Source organism: Kitasatospora sp. GP82, from assembly GCF_029892105.1.
GTDB lineage: Bacteria > Actinomycetota > Actinomycetes > Streptomycetales > Streptomycetaceae > Kitasatospora.
On sequence record NZ_JARZAJ010000006.1, the window covers coordinates 169,962 to 190,618 of the forward strand.

A 20,657-nucleotide genomic window follows, 5' to 3' on the forward strand; every position below is an offset into this window, starting at 1 on the left:
TTCGAGATCCTGCACGGACGCGCAGCGTTGGCGGCAGCTCCGCGCGGTACGGAATCAGACCGAGGCGGCGCTGCCTGACGGTTGCTGTACTTAAAACGTGGGCCCGCGTGGTGGACCCGGCATGTGAGCACCGCGACCAGCAGCACCGGGAACGCGAAGCCGCTGGCGCGGACTGGCAGAACAGCGGCTACGTATTCACCCGACCCAACGGTGCCCCGATCGAAGGGGCCACGCTCACCCGACACTTCACTGCCCTGCTCCGCCGCACTAAGCTCCGCCGCATCCGCTTCCACGACCTCCGCCACTCGGCGGCGACCCTCCTCCTCGAACAAGGCATCGAACTCGCCGTGAACAAGGAGATCCTCGGCCACGCCCACATCGGCGCCACCGCCGCCGTGTATGGCCACGTCCGACTCCGCCTCCGGCACCAAGCCATCGGCACTCTCAGCAACGCCCTCCGCGACCCTGCGGACGACACAGCCGCGCCCGACGGCGATGACGATCCGCCGCTTTGTGCGCAGCCGTCCGCTGACGTGCCGTCAACCGTCGCCGTCAAGACACCCAGAAGCCCCGCTGATGATCCTTCAGCGGGGCTTCTGCCATTGGCGATCTACTTTGGACCGAACTTACAGCTCGAAGCCTGAGCCTGGATCCGCAGACCCGCATTCGATGAGTGCGGGTCTGCGACTTTGCCTGCCAATTTGGGTGGCATTTCTGCGGGTGGGCAGGGGTGATCGCCGGGAGGCCGTCCGGTGCGGGGGTTCCGAGGCCCTTCGGGTCGTGGGCGGTCAGGTCGGCCGGGCGGTCAGGTCCGCAGCCGGTGGCCGACGGCTGTCCACAGGTTGCTGAACGCGTCCTGCCAGCGCCAGCGTTTGGGCAGATGGAAGGTCAGTGTGCGGGCCCTGTCCGCCAACCTGGCTGGTATGGCGATGAGTTGGCGTCTTATCGTGCCCGTTCGAGCCTTCGCGTGGAACACGGAAGCCAGCGTCCCGACGGCCCGGGTGAGATTGTGGGCGAGGGCGGCGAGAGTCAGCCAGGCCGCGTTCGCGGTGAACTTACCCGACGGCAGGTGCCCCAGCGCCGAATCTTCGAGATCCGCGAAGACCTGCTCGATGATGGCGTGGCGGCGGTGGTCGGCTTCGGCCTCGACCAGCGGCAGGTGCGAGTCGGTGAACACCGCATGGAAGCGCCAGACGGCGAACAACTCGCCCTGCCCCTTGGGGACATGGGCATCAGTCAGGCGCTTGACGCGGCGGACCAGCAGCCGGGCGGTGGCGTGGTACCGCTTCGCCTTCCCGGTGAACGCGGTGTACTCGATCTCGGCGACCTCGGCGTCGGAGATCCAGCGCCGCTCGTCCTCGTCCCAGATCGCCTTGGAGTACTGGACCGCATGGGCAAGCAGATTCGGATCATCGAACGCTGCGAAGGTCGCCGCGGCGGTGTGGGAAGATTTCACTTACGAGGAACGCAAATCGGCTGCGCCGATCACCTCGGGGACGAGAAAATCCGGCGGGGCGGGTGTCCCGGTCAGCCGATGGCTCTGCGATGCCAGTGAGCTCGTTTACGAGGATGGCGATGGGGCTCAGTTAGGGGACTACGGTTTGTTGCCACGGCAGCGACTGCTGCCCGGAGCACGCGTGTCAGATTCCGCGTCTTCCCTTGATCCCTCCAGGACTCCCGCGCCGCTTGTCCGCGCGTTGCAGACGGGAGTGGGCCATGGTGCGGCAGGACGTGAAGGACGAGGTCATCCATCTGCGATCCGCGGGAGTGGACCTGGGCAAGCGGTTCCTGCTGGCCTGCGCGCGCACTCCCAGCTCGAAGCGGTCGGGGACGTGGAGCCTGGAGACCGAGCGGTTCGGGACCACGCGGGCCGAAGTCCGGCGACTGCTGGCCTGGCTGGTCGAACGCCAGGTCGAGGTGGTGGTCATGGAGGCCACGGCAGACTACTGGCGTGGCGTCTACTACATGCTGCAGCCCCACCTGAACCTGATGCTGGTCAACCCGGCGCACCTCAAAGGGATCAGGGGACGCAAGACCGACCCGAACGACGCCGCCTTCCTGGCCCGGGCCGGGGCGTCCGGGTTGGTGATGGCCTCTTTCGTCCCGGACCGGGCGATCCGCGAACTGCGTGACCTGACCCGCCGTCGGACCGAGATCGTCCGGGCGGCCGGAAGCGAGGCCCAACGGCTGGAGAAGGAACTCGAAGACACCGGCATGAAGCTCACTTCAGTCCTGTCGGACGTGGTGGGTGTTACAGGGCGGGCCATCCTTGAGGCGCTGATCGCTGGGGAACGCAACCGGGAGCGCCTGGCCGACCTCGCGGTCCGCCGGGCCCGCGCCAAGATCCCGGAGCTGATCGAGGCATTGGACGGCGACTTCACCGACCATCACGCGTTCATGGTCCGTCACTACCTTGACGAGATCGACCGCCTCAAGACCACCATCGGCGCGTTCGACACAAGAATCGCCGAACTGCTCGACGCCCGTGACAGGGAACTGGACCTCCTGGACACCATCCCGGGGGTCGGCCGGCTCGCGGCCGAGGTCATCATCGCCGAGACCGGCGGCGACATGGCCCAGTTCGCCACCGCCCAGCACCTCGCCTCGTGGATCGGTGTCTGCCCCGGCCAGAACGAATCCGCCGGGGTCAGCAAGTCCGGGCGGGCCCGGGACGGCAACAGCAACCTCAAACGCCTGCTCGGGGTGGCTGCCATGGCCGCGATCCGGGACAAGAACTCCTACCTCGCGGTCTTCTTCCGCCGCATCGCCGCCCGCCGCGGAGGCAAACGGGCCCTGGTCGCCGTCATGCACAAACTCGCCATCGCCATCTGGCACGTCCTGCACGACCAGACGCCATACCGCGAACTGGGCGCCGACTACTTCGCCAAACGGGACCCCGAACGCGCCATGCGACGCATGATCAAGGAGGCCAACAGCCTCGGCCTCACCATCCGCTTCGAACCGATCACAGGCATCTGACCTGGGCGAGGACACTATATTTTCGTGTCAGGTGCCTTGCTGGTCGGGCCTGATGGAAGCGTAGGAACTCCCATCATCCCAGGTCAGCAGGCACCTCTTACTCGTTCATCCCCTGCACTCCGACCGCCGACCGGTGGATCCAGGGTACGGCGATCCGCCACTTTGTGCAGCACCCGTCCGCTGACGTTGCCGTCAACCGTTGCCGTCAAGACGCCCAGAAGCCCCGCCAGAATTCGTTCTGGCGGGGCTTCTGTACAGGCTTGGCTAATACCTTGACCGAATTGTCTAACGGCTTCCGAGCTGCCGCACAAGTCGCCGTATCAACGTACCGTCAGCGAGAGATTGCCCGCCCACGATTCGGCAGCGACCGCGAATCCTGAGAATTTAATCTCCACGCCAACGAGCCAGCCAATCTCATTGAACCGCTCTTGCACCGAATAAACCTCTACGCCATCTTTCGGAATTTCTCGATCGATCGCAGTCTGAACCTGCTCTTCTGTTGGCCAGAGGTATTCCGGAATTTCCGAATCGCTTCTACGCTCGACGCGCATCGACCAATCGGTCCACACGGTAATTACGAGCGATGAGCCATCCATGAAGACGACTTGAAGCGCCTCCACTTCACCGTCGGCGTCAGCAATCTCGAAGGCATGTCTAACGCGTAGGCCCTTGATCTTCAGGGCCTCGGCATCTTCACGAAAGGGTTCCATCCAGCCACTCCTCACGTCGGCCGCACTCGGCCCTCAAGGACTCTTCATCGGACCTCGGCGACTAACAACCACAATTGACCGGAGCGGCGCCGTCCCAGTATGCATTCCCCCTCGGCTCCAAGGGGAACATGGTAACGAAGGATCCATCACCCTTGGTTAGCACCAGGTCGTTCTCCTTGCGGTAGAACCAATAATCAGTCCCACCTCCACCATCGGGGTTGTACGGCCCGTGACGCACCTCGTCATGGGAAGCGCGCACTTCACGGACCCTATTCTCATACCACTCGCGCGCGGCGGGATCTCCGGGATTCAGGCCATAATCCTTCGAGTGCTTTCCCCACTTCTTCCCGACATTGACACCGGTTATCTCCGGCCCACAATTACTGTTGTGCACGAGGACCGGCGTGGTCCCCGCCAGCACATAGTACGTGTGGAGGCCGTCGATCGTCAGGTCGTACGTCACTACCACTGCCGGATAGAGCCGGACTCCTGCGACTGCGGCCGTTCGACCATCAGTGGTTTGCAGCCTGTCACCGGGACGGATCGATCCGGCGTCAGTCCATGCTGTGGCCGTGACGTTGTAGATTGGATGATTGTCCGTAGCTGTGATGACCTGTGGGCCGCTTGCGGTTTCCACAGTGATATCGACGAACTTCTTGTCGTCGATTGTTATATAGCTGGCATCAACTCGGTGTTTTTCGCCCTTGCCGACCCCAGGCTCCGCGTTAGATATTTCGTCGCCAACCTCGATGTCCTGGATCTTCTTGGCCGAGCCGTCGGCCATGAGGACGAGAGTATCGGCGGCAAAACTGTGACGCGCACAAGCTTTTGCAGCTGCGCTGCCGATATCCTCAGCCAGGACACCGAGGTCCCTTTCGGCAATCCCAACATCTAGCGAGGAGAGGCCAATTCCGACCGTGTCGCAGTCATCGTTGTTCTTTCCGCCGGCACCGCCACCGGCCGTACATTTGATGGAGGGTATGATAAGAGTGAGGTCGCTGAGGAATTTCGCGATATTATTGCCGAACTTTTCGGCTTCGTCCCACTGTCGCTGAGTGCGGCAGACGGAATTTCCTCTTCCCTTGCAGATGATCCTGGTGTTGTATTCCTTCCACCTGTCCTTGAGGTCTTCGACCTGCTTCTCCACCTCCTGTGCCTTCTTCTTGCTGACGGGGTGGATGTAGCCGTCGCCATCGTCGAAGTCCTGCCCGCCACCGTCGTCATAAGCTGGCCCGCCACCACGACCGTCGTTCGGACCAGTGCGAATGGGGTCCCCGGGGCCACGGCAGGTATCCAGGCACATCTTGGCGAGGCCGGTCGGGTCGCTAAAGGTGAGCGGGTTGTTGCCGCTGTAGGCGTAGCCGGTCAGGGACTGTGGGTCGGCAGGGTTGAGTAGCGGATCAACGCTGATGAAGCGAGCGGTTTTGGGGTCGTAGTCGCGAGCCCCGAGGTGGGTCAGACCGGTCGGTTCGTTGTTGCCGCCGAGGAAACCACGGCCACCGGCCCAACTCGACGGATTTGAGCCGCGGGCATCACCGAAAGGCGTCGTACGGCGCTGGTTGACCGCGCCGGTGGTGGCGTCGATGTTGAGTTCGGCGGTCCCGTGGTGGTCGGCGACCTGGAACGACACCTTGTTGTCGTCGGTCCGCACCGCGGTGGCGGCGCCGAGGGGATAGTAGCGGGTCGCAGCGGCCTTGCCCGCGCCCTTCAGAAGCTTGACCTCGGTGTTTCCGAGGTAGAGCGTCCAGTTCTCCGACGACGGGTCGGCGGTGTCGAGGGTGTGGGTGGTGAGTCGGCTGCCCTCGGCGTCGTAGAGGTAGTCGGTGCTCTTCGTAGTGGTTGTGGTGGTGCCGCCGGTAATGTTCTTGACGGTGTCGGTGACCTTGGCCAGACGACCTTCACTGTCCCAGGTAAGGGCCTGGTCACTGGACCGATTCGCAGCGGGATTGAGGTGACGGGCCGTCGTGTTGCCGCCGGTGTCGTAGGTGTAGGACTCGACGACTGGTGTGCCGAGCGCGCCGGTGACCTGGCTGGTGCTGGTCAGAGAGTGCGGGCGGACGGCGGTGGCTGCGGGATAGGTGTAGGTGGTCTTGCCGTCTTGGCCGATGTTGCCGGTCGGGTCGTGCTGGGTTTCGCTGGCCCGGGTGCCGTTGGTGTTATAGGTGTAGCTGGTCCAGTACGGGGCCGGCCCGCCCAGGGTGGTGGCGTCAGGCGTGGCGGGGCAGCTGGTTCCCGCAGGGGTAAACGCCTCGGTGAGGCGAGCGAGGTAGTCGTACTGGAAGCACTGCCGGTCGGTCTCTGACCGGGACGTGTCGGTCACCGAGGTGACGTTGCCGGCCTGGTCGTAGGTGTAGACCGCGGCACGGGCCGGGGTCGAGACGCCGTACTGGTCGGTCCTGCTCGACGCGAGCCGCTGCGTACCCCACTCGTAGGTGTTGGTGACGTAGATGTCCTTGCCGGCAGTGCCGTTGGACATGGTTGCCTGCAGGGGCTTGCCGGTGAGGCTGTATTTCTGGTCGGTCAGGTACGTGGCCTGACCACTGGCGGTAACGGCGGTGGGTCGGTGGAGGTTGTCGTAGGTGAATGCCACGACCTCGTTGGCCAGACTTCCGGCTGCCGGGTATCCGATCGTCCGGGGTTGGCCGTCGTACCGGTAGCTGGTCCCGCTGATGTAGTCCCCTGCCAGAGCCTCCTGCCCTGGAATGGAAGGCACCGTGGTGGTAATGCGCTCCGGCCGGCCCAGGTCATCGAAGAAGGAATACGCGGTCTTGTACTGGTAGGTGGCGCCGAAGACGCTCACATAGCGCGTGCTCGAGGAGAGTGCGCCCTTGTCGCCGGTTGGATCCCAGGTACGGGATGTCAGCAGTGTGCCAGTGGGTGAGGTGTCCCGCGTTTCGATGGCACGTGACAGGTTGTCGTAGACGGTGGCGATGGTTTTACCACGTCCGTCGGTCGTGCTGGTGAGTTCACCGCGGTCGTTGTAGGTCTTGCTCGTCGTTCCCGAATCAGGGTCAACGGACTTGGTCTCGCGGCCGCGCTGGTCGTACTGCCAGCTCCACTGGGTGCCCGCCGGGTCGGTCAGCTTGGTGAGGTGCCCGGCCGCGTCGTAGCCGTAGGTGGTGCTGTCGTAGCCGCTGAGCGCCTTGTCCTTGTACTGGCGCAATTCGGTGGTGCGGCCAGCCGCGTCGGTGATCGTGGTGGTGGGTGTTGCGCCGTCTGGTGGGATGACCGTGGTCCGGTCGCCCCCATAAGTGATGGCTGTTATCGCCAGCGGGGTACCGGCACCATTGCCGGAAAGCTGGGTACTCTTGATCACCCGGTTGAGGCCGTCGTAGGTGCTGGCGGTCTGGGTTTCGACACCGGCGGCGTCCTCGACCTTCAGCAGGGTCGTGGACGGAGCGCCGGTGGAGTAGTACGGGGCGTATGCGAGAACGGACTGCCCGCGCTCGTCGTAGAACGTGTCGGCGAGGATCCGGCCGCCGTTGTCGCCGGGGGCCTGGGTCTGCCGTACCCGGCCGAGACCGTCATACAGGGTGTACGAGGTGTCCTGGGATCCGTCCTCGTTCAGTGCCTTGGCTGCGACCGCCGCGATCCTGCCGTCAGCAAGGAAGTACTGGTACTCGTTGTTGGGGGTATCCCCGTTGTCCTTGGAGCGGTTGGGAAGCCAGACCTTGAGGGTGCGTCCCAGGCTGTCGTACAGAACATCGGTGCGTCGTCCGTTCGCGTCAACGGTGGCTGTAGGAAGACCCCGTACCAGATCGAACTCGGTCGTGACAGTCTGTACTGTGCTGGCATCACCAACAGTCGCAGGAGGTCCGGTAACGGTCGACTTCGTGGGCCGACCGATCGCAGGCGCGAAGGACGCGGTGGTGACACGAGGATTGGCGACCGCGGTGGTCACCGGCGCAGTGGCGTCGGTGGTGTCGAAAACTGTCGTGGCCGCCAGGTCGGTCGTGGTGGTGGGGCGCCCGTACTTGTCGTAGACAGTGGTGCTGTCCAGGTAGGTGGCGCTGGTACCTGCCCGTGACTTGAGGATGTGGGTGACCGACGCGTCGCCCTTGGTCGGGGCCACGCCGTATGCCTGGCTGTCGAATTGGATACGCACATCGGACAAGACGGCAGACGTGCCGTCAGACTGGGTGTCACGGTTGACGGTGGCACCGCACTTCGCTGCAACGGTCTCGGTATGGATTGCGCCCTTGAGGATCCAGGCAGCGGCATTGTCGGCGTAAGTGGTGGTGGTGCAGGTGTCGTCGGTGTCGATCGTGACGTCGCCCAGGCTTTCGGCCTGGGTGGGGCGGCCGTAGCCGTCGAAAGTGGTGTTGGCTCGGGTCTCACGCCACTTGGCGCCTGCACCGTTGTCAAGGGATGTGAACGAACGAGCTGTGCTGGTGCCGGTCAGATTGGCGGTCGCGGTACCCCAATCCATAACTCGCTTGGCGGTCTCCTTCTTCCACGGCGTGTTCACGGCCTTGACGAGGACCTTGCCGTTCGGCTTGTCGAACTGCTCGGTGCGGTACTCGTAGCCGGCCCAGGCCGGGTCGTCGGTGAGGATGCCGCCTTCACCGTCACTGATGCTGTTGACGACACGCTTCTTCGTCTTGTCGGCAGGATCCGTCCGGTCGCCGTCCAGGCCACGCAAGAAGAAGTGATCGGCCTGGGTCGACAATCCACCGGTTCCACCGGCCTGCACCCGGGTCTGGGTGTAACCACGCCACTGGGACCAGGTCTTGAGATTCTCCTTGGTCAGGCCGTTGTCGTCGTCGTAGTGCCAGGCCGCGTCACCGACATAGGTGTAGCGGGTGACCATGTCCGGTGCGCCACCGGTGCGGTCAGTGGCAGTAACCGCGTTAACGACGTATTTGTTGAACCACTCGGTCGTCACCGGATCCTTTGAGGACGCCTGGTACATCTGCGGAAAACAGCGAGTGGTGTTGGTCTGCGGAGTGGGCAGGTTGCTCCAGTCGCACGCCGGTGCGCTGTAGTTGACGTCGATCTGGCCGCCGAGCTGGTCGGTGACGGTACTGAGACGCTGCTTGATGAACGCCGCACGTCCGTCGCCGACCTTGTCGAGGCGGTTGACGAGCTGGGTGTAAGCAAAAGTGGTCTTGGGAAGAGCGACGGCCTCAGTGCCGGTGCCGCCGACGTGCTCGACTGAGTCGAGCAGGAGCTGGTAGTCGAAGTCAGCGGTACCCCACTTGTGGGTGAGGTTCCACGTATCGGTGGTCCGATAGGTCCCGTCGGCCTGGAGTGTGCCGACGGCAACGCCGGCCAGGCGGGTGCGGGTGAAGAACGCCGGAGAGTAGACGGTGTCGCAGTCGGCGTTGTCCTTGCAGTTCTGGTCCCACGGGGTGTCATACCAGTACTGGCGGTTGACATCGATCTTCAAGGGGTCGCAGCGGCCTGCGGTCGCCTCCAGGCACCGCTCGGCGGTCGTGAAGACGACCTGGGCCATCGGCTTGACGGTGGCCGAGTAGATGTCCGACTGCTGCTGACCGTACTCAATGCGCTCCAGATAGCCGTCGCGCACGTAGCCGGTGTGGTCCTTGGGGTTGAGGTTACGACCGTAGTTGTTGGTCTCGGGGTGGTACCAATAGGTGATGTCGTTGCCGTTGGCGTCGATCACCAGGTCGAGGTTCCACCGCCAGCCCTGCTGGCACCAGGAGGAGGCGAAGTCCGCCTTGTTGCACGGCTCGCCCGCGTTGTTGCCGTAGACCGGGACCGTGTAGACGGACTTGGTCTCCGGCTTCCCCGCGCTCCAGTTGGGCAGACGGTTGTACCCGAAGTAGTAGCGGGTGCCGTCCGGGGTGACCGCGCGGAAGTACTCGCCATCGTCGTCGCCGTTGCCCCGGTTCGGGTCGTGACCGCGGGTGACCTTGGTGTTGTCGTCGCCTTTGATACGCCATTCGTTCGGGCCGACCGGGATCAGCTCACCCGAGTGCCCGGCGAAGCTGATCGTCTCGTTGTCGTACGCCCAGCACAAGTCGCCTGGGTCGAGCCCGTTGGTCTTGACTCCATCGTCGGCGCAAGGCTTGTAGGAGCGCTCGACGAAGCCGGGGCTGAGGTCGAAGCCGTCGCCGGCCCACGATGCCTGGTTGTTACTGTTCGCGGTCCGCCCGTCGACACTTCCCGAGTCGTAGGACAGGCTGAGCTTGGGGGACAATCCTCCTGGCATCGCCGGAACGGGCATGTCGTAGGACCAGTTGAGGGAACCGCTGTTCAGCGAGGTCGACCAGGTGGAAGCAGCTGAGAGCGGGCTTGCTTTGTAGTCGCCGGACGGTCCGGCCGAGGAGGCGGTGGCCGCAAGCAGCGTGACACTCGATCCTGCGCCGATCTCCTTGGGCGAAAGTGCTTGCAGAGAGGCCGTAGTAGGGACCTGAACGGCGACAGCATCAGCGGTGACCGTCTGTTTCTCGGCGTCGTTGCTCCCTGCCAGCGGTGTCTGCGTGCGGCATTCGGGCTTGTGGGGAGTCGTCAGCGCACAGGCCGGGAGTTGGACCAAGTGAAGCCGTGAGCCGAATCCGCCGCCGCCTGCCTGCGCGAAGCTGCTGTAGTCCAGCGTGACCTTGGCCTGCCCAGCAGCTGTAGTACCAGTCAAGGTGAACAACAAGCCGGTCACCCCGGCATTTCGCGCCGCGTTCTGGTCGAGGACCGAGACCTCCGCCTCGTGCATGGACCCGGAGGCCACCTGGGCACCGGCAGCAGTGCGGGCCTTGGGAGTTGAGGGCGCGGATAGTCCGATGGGCAGGTTCTTGGCCATGGTGGCCTGAGTGCCGGCGGACCCGAGGGTGACGATCGCGCTGCCCGGCTGCAGCCACGCCGTGCGCGCCGTTGCCGGATCACTGACCGTGCTGTCGGTCTTGCGCTGCTTGGTCTTCGCCGCCGAGCCCTTCACCGGCTTCTCCTGTGAGGCGAGGGCCGGTTTGCGGTACGGGGCCGCCACTGCGTCCGCCGCGACGGAGATAGTCGGAAGGAGCGAGCCAACCAGAGTCGCCGCGACTATGGCGGCGACTCTGGTCCTTGGCCGTCGTTCCCCTGTGATGGGTGTACTCAATGTGATTCCTTCGGGTTCCGTCCCCTGGCAGGGGCGGGGTTTGTGCGGCGCCGGGGACCGGCTGCCGTGAGAAACGAAGCTCGAAAGACGGTCTGGGATGACCGATCACCGCGTGGGCCGACCAGAACACGGCCGGCCCACGCGACGCCCGTCAGACGCCGGGCTGGGTGGGCATTTCCCCGTCCTTGCTGGCGAGGATCGCGATCTGAGTTCCATTCAGAACGCCTTGGTAGGCCCAGATGTCGTCGAGCTCACCGGAGAAGAAATCCCCCCAGGCTCCTGCGGCCACGCGACGACCGAACTGCAGACCGGAGTACGTGTGCGGCGTGGCGGTGTACGACTCGAAGGGCCGAACAGTGGATGCCGTGGCCACCCGGCTGGTGCACGTGGAATCGCCCTCGGCACAGACGAAGTTCTCGACCCGGCCGTTGACGTACAGGGTCACCCGGGAGGCGAACGCGTCGTAGACGACCGCAAGATGGGTCCAGCCCCGCGCCGGCGTGCTGGTCACGCTCGACCTCGCGGCGGTGCCGCTGTCGCTGTCGGCAAGTTCCACCTGCCAGCGGCCCTTCGCGGCGTTCCAGCGCACCACGACCGCGCTGTTGCCGTTGGCCCCGGCGAGGGAGAGCACGGTCATGTCCCGAGTCGGGGTGGCCGCCGGTAGTACCCAGCCGGCGAGGGTGAAGCTCTCACCGGTACGAAGGGGCACCTGCTTCGCCTCGGCGTAGCCGCTGACACCGTCGAGGTTCAGGGCGCCGCCGAAGACGCCGCCGACCGCGTTGATCGTCGCGGTGCCTCCGAGGGTGGCGCCTGCGGCGAAGGGGCTCTCGTCCGGCGTGACCTTGGCGGTGGCGGTGTTCAGCTTCCAGCGGCCCACGAGTTGGGGGCGCTGGCGGACCATGTCCCTGGCCTCGGTGGAGGTGAGGACGCGGTCGAAGATGCGGACGTCGTCGATGTCGCCGCCGAAGTACTCACCGTTGGCGCCTTCGCGGTTGACAGCGCCCAGTTGTAGCGGTCCGGGCTTGGCCCACGGGGCGTTCTGGGTGTAGTCGGACTCACCGACCAGGTAGCCGTTGATGTAGAGGCGCAGCTTCCTGGCGGTGGTGTCGGAGACGGCGGCGAGGTGGGTCCACTGATTGTCGGTGGGGCCCATGCAGGGGACGCCGTTGATGAGGCTGCCCGGAGTGCAGTCGGGCTGCATGGTGCGCACCAGGGTGTCTGCGGAGGTGTCCTCCTTGTAGCGGCTGAAGAGCCAGCGCTTGTAGTAGGCAGAGTAGTAGAGGGAGAACTCGCTGTTGTGCTCGCCGATCTGGCTGAGGGCGATGTGGGCGGAGGTGTCTCCGTCGGCGAGTTTGGGGAGCTTGACCCAGGCGGAGACGGAGAAGCTCCTGCTGCCGTCGATCTGGGGGCGGTCGGTGCGGGCATAGCCGGTGCCGCCGTCGAGGTGGAGGGCTTGGCCGGTGACGCCGGTGGTGCTGTTGGTGGCGCCGCCGGTGAGGGTGAGGGGGGAGGTCTCGGGTTTGCCGGTGACGGTGTTGCCGGTCTCGTCGAGTTCCCAGACGGCCTTCGCGCCGGTGCTGGTGGTGGGCAGGGTGCCGCCGGCGAGGGCGGTTGCCTCGGTGGGGGTCAGGGCGCGGTCCCAGAGTTTGACCTCGTCGATCTGTCCCTTCCAGGGATCGGTGTAGGTGCCGCGGTAGAAGAGGCGGCCGAGGTCGAAGGCGTTGCGTGCGGACCAGGCCGCAGGGGCCGGGACCGGTGCGGTGGGAGCGCCGTTGACGTACAGGGTGATCGTCTTGGCCTTGGCGTCGTAGACGCCGGCCAGGTGGGTCCACTGGTTGAGCGTGACAGGGGCGGTGGAGGCCGCGACCTGCCAGTCGTAGCCGCTGTCGTCCCGGGTGGTGGTCTGCAGGGCCCACTGGCCGCTGCGGACGCCGAGGCTGAACGCGCCGATGTACTGGCCGCCCTGGCTGACGGCGGAGCGGTTGCGGCTGGCGTCGGCGAGGTTGACCCAGGCCGAGACCGTGTAGCTGCCGGCGGTCTCCAGCACCCCGCCCTGGGCCTGCGCGTAACCGTCGGCGGTGCCGTCGAACTGCAGCGCGTTGCCCTTGTGACCGGTGACACCGCTCTTGGCACCGGTACCGAGCGTGGCGTCGAAACCGCCACCACTACCTACCAGAGCGGTGGATCCGGGCCGGTCGTCCATGGCCCAGCCCGCCCGCTGGGGCTGGCCGGTGCGGACGGCGATGTAGTACGTCTCATCCTGGGAGGAGCCGTTGCCCGCTGCGTCGATCGAGCGCAGGGAGATCCAGTGCACACCGGGCTTGTCGGGCAGGACGTTGATGGTGCGCGCCGCGCCGCCGGAGGTGGCGATCTCGTTGGCGGCGGAGGGGCTGCTGTCCAGTCCCCACTGGTACTTGACGGTGTCCTTGGACGCCGAGCTGATGGTGAGAGCACCGTACTTCCCGACGCCGTCGGACCAGGACAGCGCGCCGGACGGGTCCTTGGTGACGGGGTAGTCGGAGGCATTGACCGTGGGTCCGTCGGGGGCGGTGGTGTCGACGAGGAAGTAGCAGCCGCTGTTGCTGTCGCCGGAGGAGGAGGTCGGTCCCCACTGGGCGCCGTCCCATGCCCGCATGTCCCAGGCGATCCTGGTGTTCAGCGGAAGGGAGGACGGCAGGGTGTAGCTGAAGATCGAGCCCGAGGCCTTGAAATCGGTGGGGGTTTCGCTGCTGTTGTTGTTGGTGGACCACCAGCGACGCTTCCAGCCAGCTCCGTCACCGCTGTCCCAGGCCGCGCTGAACTGGACCGCGACCGGATCACCGTCCGGGTCCGACGCCAGCGCCGTCACCTGCGGCATCTTGTTGACCCGCACGGTCGCGTTCTGGCACACCGAACCGGGTTGCATCGACAGATCACTCATCGAGGTCTGACGCGGCGGCAGGTTGTACTTGACCTGCAGGTAGGCATTGGCACTGAACTTCTGCCACCCGTACAGGTCGGACTCGTCCGCGGCCCGCAGAGCCAGGTTCAGGTAGTCCCAGCCGTTGTCTGCGACGGTCTGGACGAGGCTTCGTACACCGCTGGCCCCGAACTCGACGTTGCCGTCACCGCAGCCGCTGCCCTTCATCGGGTTGACGGTCTGCAGGTGCTGGTGCCAGAAGCCGGAGTCCTGGGTGGAGTCCCAGGTTGTCTGCTGGTCGAAACCGCCCGTCCACCACAGCTGCACCGGGTGGTTCGGGTCATCGCAGTTCGCGTAGGAGTGCACCTCTTCGGCCGCGAACATGGCCGAGAGGATGTGCTTGCCCGCGAATTGGCCCGTCGGCATCCGATAGAGGATCCGCTGGACATCCTGCGGTGCGCACCGCGACGTGTCCCCGCAGTAGCCAACACCGAACTGCCCGACGTAGTCACTGCTGTAGGAGAAATGCCAGTACGGCTGGGACGAGTAGTACTGCGACACGCCCGCCCACTCCGCGGCGTGCGGACTGTCCCAGGACGGATCAATCATCACCGGATAGACCGTCGCAGGGTCTTTCAGGAGTGTCTGGTTCGGCGTCAGAACTATGGCGTCCTGGGATGGCGTGACCGCCACTCCAACCTGCGCACTGCGCCCAGCGGTACCGGACTGAGCGGAGCCGTCAGCAGCGGTCCGGGCAGCGGAGCGCACGGCGGGCCGGGACGCAGCGCCGGAAGCCGTAGTCGCCTTGGAGGAATCCCACATCAGCGGCTTTGGGGCCTGGAAGACCGTCCCTCCGGCGCCCTTGTCGACCGCCAACAGCGAACCGTTCGCCTCGGTCCTGATCGTCAGCCCGTCTCCCTGGAGGCCGAGGCGGAGCTGATCGAGCTCCGGGTTCTTCGCAGCCTCCGCTGTGCGGACCACCACGACCTGGCTGAAGCCGGTGGCGGTCGCCGTCAGCTTCAGATCCACGTCCGGCAGGATCGACCGGTACTCGGCGGTGGCCCCGTCTAGCACTGGCTTGGGCAGTGCCTTGGGCCACGAGAGCTTCAACTCCCGGCCCGCCCGGGCCATCCGCACCAGCGGCTGCCCGCTCCCACCACCCGAGAACTCGACCTCCGACGTCACGGCGCCCGGCGCCACCGCCCCGCTCGGCAACGTGCTCAGTGTCGGGTCGATGTCCACCCAGGAACCGTTCCTGCGGGTGCGCTGCGGTTGCAGGTACTCCGTGGCGACCAGCTTCCCGTCCGGCTGCGCGACCACGTCGCCCGTCTCGGTCCGCATCGCCTCGACCGCGACCGGCTTGCCCGTCTGCTTCGCCTCCGCGACCGCTGCGCTCTCCGGTGAATCCCCCGCCGGCTCGGACATGGCGCCGCTACCGCCTGTCGCCGCATCGGCCCTCGGGGTCTGCGCCGTACTCGGCACAACTCCCGCCCCGGCCAACGTTCCGGCAGCGAGGACCACCGCAAGCCATCTGCGTGCGGACCACCCCCGCCCCGATCTCACATTGATCACTGCACACCTAAGCCTTATGAAGATTTTATGGTTGCAGATGCGCAGCTTGGTGAAGGATTGACGGTTAGTCAACGTCCTACAAGATCGAAGCAGGGCAGGATCGGACACGGAACGCACTCCACACCGTGACCATGCGTAATAAAATCAGACAATCCTCAGCCGCTATTGTGGTCGGAATCACACCTGGCATGAGTGGCGCCTCGTCAACCCGAAAAGCCTTGCTGTCCTCCCGACAGCGAAAGAACACCAGGCTCGGCTCTCACTCGACCGGCGCACTACGGCTTCCGTTGGGCGGCCCGAGGGGCTGCGGGGCTGTGTCGAAGAGGACAAGACCGACCGGGACCAGGGGCCGTCCGGTGAGTTGACCACCGCCGAGCGCGAGGAGTTGCGCCGGCTGCGGCGCGGGAACACTGAACTGCAAGCCTCCACGGAGACCTTGAAAGATTTCGGTGTCCAGCGGCTGTGCGAGGCTCTGGGCGTTGCCCGATCCGGGTACTACACCTGGCAGGTCGGGCCCCGGGCCCGCGCCGACCGGGCGTCGGCCGAAGCCGTGCTGGTGAGCGAGGTCCACGACCAGACGCGGGGCGCCTACGGAGTGCCGCGGGTGCATGCTGAACTGCGAGCCCAGGGCAGGATGGTCAACCGCAAGCGGATAGCCCGGCTGATGCCATCACCGGCCGCCACCTGCGCAAAACGCTGCCGCACCACCGTCCAGGATAGGAGCGCGGCGCGCGCCGGACCTGATCGGACGCGACTTCACCGCGAGCGGGCCCGATGTCCGATGGGTCGGCGACATCACGTATCTGCCGGTCGCGGGCTCCTGGATGTACCTGGCGACCGTCATCGACCTGCGCTCACCGCGCCTGGTGGGCTGGTCGCTGGCCGATCACATGCGCACTGGGCTGGTCGCCGATGCGCTGGAGGCCGCGGTGGCCGCCCGCGGTGGCCGGGTCGACGGGTGGTCTTCCACTCGGACATAGTTCTCAGCCCAGGTTCAACCAGTCGTTGCAACACCGCCCTTTTGGACCAGCAGTAGCTGCTCGTTGAAGACTTCGGCGGGTGTCCTCCATCCTGAAATCTTGCGAGGGCGACTGTTGAGCGCTGTGGCGACAGCATCCAGGTCGCTATGGCTGTACCTGCTGAGGTCGGTGCCCTTGGGGAAGTACTGCCGCAGCAGGCCGTTGGTGTTCTCGTTGGTGCCACGCTGCCAGGGGCTGTGCGGGTCGGCGAAGTAGATCTGCAGCCCGGTGTCGATGCGCAGTTGGGCGTGTTGGGCCATCTCCGCGCCTTGGTCCCAGGTCAACGACCTGCGCAGGTGCTCAGGGAGATTCGCGATCGTGACAGCGATGGCGTCGCGTACGGCTTCGGCACCGTGCCCGGCGATTGCCGGCTCCGAGAGACTGCACTTCCGGAAGGAACGAGGCACCGCTTCTCAGCGCCGTTCCGACCGTCGGCGCAGCCTGGCGAGACGGCGGCGCAGCCGCACCGCGAGGACCAGTGCCGCGATGGCGAGTACGGCGACAGCGATCGACGCCACGGTGGTCCATCCGCCCGGACCGCCGTGAGGGGCCGAGGCGCCGGTGGGGCCCGCAGACGACGGGGGCGAGGAGGCCGGCGGCGGCTGGACGAGTGCCCCGTCGGCACCGGCCGAAGGTGTGCGGCTCGCGCCGGCCGTCGGATCTGCGACGACCGCGACGGACAGGGAGGCCTCGGCCCGGCCGAGAGCCGGGAAGCCGGACTCGACCGTGACCTTCCAGGACCCTGCGGGCAGCGCCTCACCGGTGGTGTAGGTGGCCTCGGCACCTGGGACGGCCACCAGACGCCAGGGCCCGACCGATCGGCCGTCCGCCGCCAGGGCGCTGAGTGTCCCGGCGACGGGCTCGGTGACCGGGTCGCCGTCGTTCTCCCAGCTCGCCACCACCACCGGGTGGCCGTCCGCCCTGCCGGTGACCTGGAGGCGGATGGAGTCCCCGTGTGCGGCGGCCGGCCGGGCCCCGCCCAGCAGCAGGGCTCCGCAGAGCAGCAGCACGGCCGTCAGGGCGGCGGCGGGCCTGAGGGTCATCGGCAAGGTTCCTCCTGGGTGTGGGAGAGAAGGGGGGTTCGCAACGGCGGGGGCAGGGCGGAACTCGCCCTGCCCCCGCCGCCTGCCGCAGGGGCGTTTCAGGTAGTGCGGATGGTTCAGGAAGCGGGCTGGACGGTCCAGTTCTGGTACGACTGGCCGTCGGACTGCTGGAGCTCCAGCAGCCAGCCGCCGTAGTACCAGCGCTTGCTGAGGCCGAGCACGAGGTCCGACCCCTTCGGCGCGAGGACGTAGCCACTGCCCTTCTTCGTCAACTGCCACTGCTGCGACTGAACTTCGCTGCACGGCTGCTGCGCGACATACTGACCCGCGACCAGATCGCCGCCCACCTGGAGGCACTTGTCCGTCTCCACCGAGCGGATCCGCACCGAGCCGTCGCCGGCGGTGTCGAACAGCCACTGCTGGTTGGCGTAACCGGTGGGCTGGTAGCCGATGAGCACGGTGCCGTCGTTGTGCGAGCCGCCCCAAAGGTCGGCGGCCTGGCCGGTCAGGCTGTTGATCATCAGGTACGGCTTGCCGGCGGGTATCGTGCCGCCGCCGGCCGCGAGGGTGTGGAAGGCTGTCGCCCTGCCGGGCTTGCCGGTGCGGCCGCCCTGGTCGCGGACAGCGATGGCGATCTTGTAGTCGGTGTCCGGGCGAAGGTTGGCCAGACGGGCGACCGTCCCACGGACGGTGCCGAGCGCGCGACCGTTCAGCCAGAGCTCGTACCCCGACGCCGAGGCGATCGGCTGCCAGCTCAACGACACGGAGTTCTGGGTGATCTGGCCGACCGTCACCGTCGCTCCGGTCGGGCCGGGGGTGCGGGTCGGTCCCGGGGTGGGCCCACCGGTCGGCGTGGCGGTCGGGCTCGGGGTGGGGCTGGGGCTGGGGTTGGGGTTGGGTCCGGTGCCGCCGCCCGCGATGAGGAACTGGTTGTTCGCGACGTTCCAGTGCGTGGTGAGGTAACTACCGGGCGCCGGATTGGTGTTGAAGTAGTCGTCGTGGTTGCAGTCGAGCCGCTCGTCGTGGTCGCGGTTCGGGCAGTGGATCTCCATCTGGGGGTAGTACGGCGCGTCCGAGTAGCACATCAGGTCCCACTCGTCGGTGCAGTGACCGGCCTTGCTGCTGTGCGGGGCGCTGTTGTTGACCGCTCCGAGGTTGTGCCCGAGCTCGTGGGCCGCCGTCGCACCGCTCCAGCAACCGGAGTCCGTCCGGCCGTACGAGGGGCCGAAGTTGCTGGTGTTGTCCTGGCCCGGCCGCTCGTCACCGTTGAAGGTGCCGATGCCGCAGTACACGTTCGCATCTGCGAAGAGCATGTACTTGCGGTCGCGGCGGTTGAATCCCTGGGCAGCCAGTGCGTCGTTGGTCGCGCCGAACTCCTGAAGAGCACCCCCGGACAGTTCGACGTCCAGCACCGACACCGTGCAGTCCGGCTCGGTCACGTACCGGACGTGGCGCTCGCCTCCGGTCTCGGCGGCGCTGGCGTTGTAGATGACATCGGTGTCCGCCGCCCACTTCTTGAACGACGCCTGGTACTCGCCGAAGCGGTCCTGGCCCGGCGCGTGGACGTACAGCACCTGCACGCGGTTGCCCGTGCTCCCGTCGCCGTCGCAGACCACCGAACCAGCGGCGGGCGCGGCGGCCGGGGCGGCGGAGGGCGAACCTCCGAGGGCGGTACCGGTCTGGGCGTCCAGGACCGGCATCCCCTTCAGCAGGTCGGTCGAGGAGGGCGCCGCGCTGCCGGCCCCGCTCTTCGGGTCGGGGGCGGGCGAGGCCGCCACGACAGGCGGCACCACCTTGTGGACGTCGATCCCCTTGGGCGGCACGTCCGGGCCATGGGTGCACAGCGCCGCCGCGGACACCTTGTAGACCCCCGCGCAGCGGTCGCTCTGGGCCGCAGGGGTCAGCCCCGCGTACACCATGCCACGGTCCGGATCGCTCTTGGGCGTCGAGCGGATCGGAGTGGGAGCCTCGTTGTGCAACGGCGTCGAGGCGGGGGTCGGTGCGGGCGCCTGGACCGCAACGGCCTGCCCGAGAGCCTCGTCCGAGCTCGTCGGCTGCAGCCCGCCGTCGCCGACGGCACCGAAGGCGACGGCGCTGACGACGAGTCCGGCCGTCACCGATGCTGCGCTGATCAGCAGCGTGCGGTGCTTCGGGCGCCGGTGCGCCGCTCCTCTACGTCCCATGTCTGTCTCCTCGTCGGCACTCGGTCGGGTAGTGCTGCCGACACATGGGAGACCTGCGGGCATGGCCCGGATAACAGAAATCTCCGAACGGAAATCTCCGGCCGAACCTCAACTCGTCCCACCGCACCCGTCAGAGGGCCGGCAGGCCGGCGGGCGCAAGGGCGCAAGGGCGCAAGGGCGCAAGGGCGCAGCTACGCGTTCCAGTTGAGAAGGGTCGAGGTCAGGGCCGGGGCGTGGCGCTCGGGGAAGTCCATGACGATGACGCCGAGGGGCGGTCTTCCGTGGCTCGTGGCGTAGTCGCTCAGGTAGGACTGCACGCGCGGGTTGACGTAGGACGCACAGTCGGTCGGGAAGCAGCCGGCGCTGGAACCGCTCAGGAAGTCGACGAAGAGCGGGCCGCCGCTCCCGGGGGCGGCGGCTGCGCGGTCGATCTGCCTGACGACGTCCTGGTACTTGCGCGGGCGGTCGAAGAGTGTCGGCACGGTCCAGTTGTCCTGGATGTCGAGCTCGGGGCTCCACCAGCCCACCGCCGGGAGGCTCGGGACGTCGGAGATCAGCACCACCCGCCCACGGGCCGCACCGAGCGTGGGCAGGGTGGCGCCCAGGTGGAAGAGGCCGCGCCAGCCCCGGTTGTCGAGGTAGTCGTCGAAGACCGCGAGGAAGTCAGCGTCGCTCACCTGCGAGTACTCCTGCCTCACCCGCATGAGGACGGTCTCCCTCGGGTGGGCCGCCAGGAACGACGCACAGGAGACGAGGACGTCGCCGAACATCAGCTGCTGGTACACCGGGCCGTGGTGGATCGCGAAGGAGCCGCCGACCGATCGGCAACGGATGTCGAGGAAGCGGATGCCGGACTCCAGCTGCTGCCCGATGGACAGGGTCTGGCACTCGGTCAGCGCTCCCCCGTAGCGGGCGCAGCTGTCGTGGGTGCCGGGGACGGTCAGCCGAGCCGACGGCGTGGCATCGCCGAGCCCGGACATCCAGTCGCCCGGCGCGAGCCCCACGGCCGGGACGGGTGCGGCGGCCGCCCGGGCCGTCGCACCCACCGCGGCCGAGACGCTTGCCACGACCGACGCCCTCAGGAAGCTCCTGCGGTCAACACCCATGCGCCCTCCGCCCGTTGCAGCCCATGGCAGTTGTACCGGACATCGGGAGCCACGCCCAGACCGGACGCACGACCGGTACAGCGGCGTGCAGG

At 66.7% G+C, this 20,657-nt stretch carries 9 protein-coding genes and 2 pseudogenes; 3 read left to right on the top strand and 8 right to left on the bottom strand.

Annotated features, from left to right (window positions below):
- Positions 1–128: 128 nt before the first annotated feature.
- Positions 129–644 (top strand): annotated as a pseudogene (locus P3T39_RS08620) (tyrosine-type recombinase/integrase); the annotation flags it as partial.
- Positions 645–805: 161 nt separating this feature from the next.
- Here P3T39_RS08620 and P3T39_RS08625 read toward each other — a convergent pair.
- Positions 806–1,456: a transposase gene (locus tag P3T39_RS08625; protein ID WP_280696764.1), complete on the bottom strand. Its 651-nt coding sequence runs from the start codon at positions 1,454–1,456 to the stop codon at positions 806–808.
- Between the two features lie 260 nt (positions 1,457–1,716).
- On the opposite strand from P3T39_RS08625, the gene P3T39_RS08630 reads away from it, so the two are divergent.
- Positions 1,717–2,979: an IS110 family transposase gene (locus P3T39_RS08630; RefSeq protein ID WP_280696765.1), complete on the top strand. Its 1,263-nt coding sequence runs from the start codon at positions 1,717–1,719 to the stop codon at positions 2,977–2,979.
- A 320-nt stretch (positions 2,980–3,299) separates the two neighbouring features.
- Here P3T39_RS08630 and P3T39_RS08635 read toward each other — a convergent pair whose 3' ends face one another.
- From P3T39_RS08635 to P3T39_RS08645, 3 genes are all read right to left on the bottom strand, one after another.
- On the bottom strand, positions 3,300–3,689 hold the full coding sequence (locus tag P3T39_RS08635; RefSeq protein WP_280696766.1) for a hypothetical protein: 390 nt from the start codon (positions 3,687–3,689) through the stop codon (positions 3,300–3,302).
- 61 nt (positions 3,690–3,750) lie between these two features.
- Entirely contained in the window at positions 3,751–10,584 is a 6,834-nt protein-coding gene (locus P3T39_RS08640; RefSeq protein ID WP_280696767.1) for an RHS repeat-associated core domain-containing protein, read from the bottom strand.
- A 310-nt stretch (positions 10,585–10,894) separates the two neighbouring features.
- Positions 10,895–15,067, bottom strand: a complete 4,173-nt coding sequence (locus tag P3T39_RS08645) for a LamG domain-containing protein (RefSeq protein ID WP_280696768.1) — start codon at positions 15,065–15,067, stop codon at positions 10,895–10,897.
- Between the two features lie 890 nt (positions 15,068–15,957).
- Between P3T39_RS08645 and P3T39_RS08650 the strand changes: the two genes are divergently transcribed.
- On the top strand, positions 15,958–16,194 hold the full coding sequence (locus P3T39_RS08650) for a DDE-type integrase/transposase/recombinase (RefSeq protein WP_280696856.1): 237 nt from the start codon (positions 15,958–15,960) through the stop codon (positions 16,192–16,194).
- 14 nt (positions 16,195–16,208) lie between these two features.
- Here the strand turns inward: P3T39_RS08650 and P3T39_RS08655 are convergent.
- The 4 genes and pseudogenes from P3T39_RS08655 to P3T39_RS08670 form a co-directional block, all read right to left on the bottom strand.
- Positions 16,209–16,604, bottom strand: a pseudogene (locus P3T39_RS08655) (IS30 family transposase); the annotation flags it as partial.
- Positions 16,605–16,646: 42 nt separating this feature from the next.
- The gene (locus tag P3T39_RS08660) at positions 16,647–17,276 is read right to left on the bottom strand and encodes a hypothetical protein (protein ID WP_280696769.1); all 630 of its coding nucleotides are present in this window, start codon (positions 17,274–17,276) and stop codon (positions 16,647–16,649) included.
- A gap of 116 nt (positions 17,277–17,392) precedes the next feature.
- Positions 17,393–19,459 carry an RICIN domain-containing protein gene (locus P3T39_RS08665; protein WP_280696770.1) on the bottom strand — a complete coding sequence of 689 codons (2,067 nt, stop codon included), beginning with the start codon at positions 19,457–19,459 and terminating at the stop codon, positions 17,393–17,395.
- A 191-nt stretch (positions 19,460–19,650) separates the two neighbouring features.
- Positions 19,651–20,526, bottom strand: coding sequence for a phosphatidylinositol-specific phospholipase C (locus P3T39_RS08670; RefSeq protein WP_348534318.1), 876 nt, complete (start codon positions 20,524–20,526; stop codon positions 19,651–19,653).
- Between the last annotated feature and the right edge of the window lie 131 nt (positions 20,527–20,657).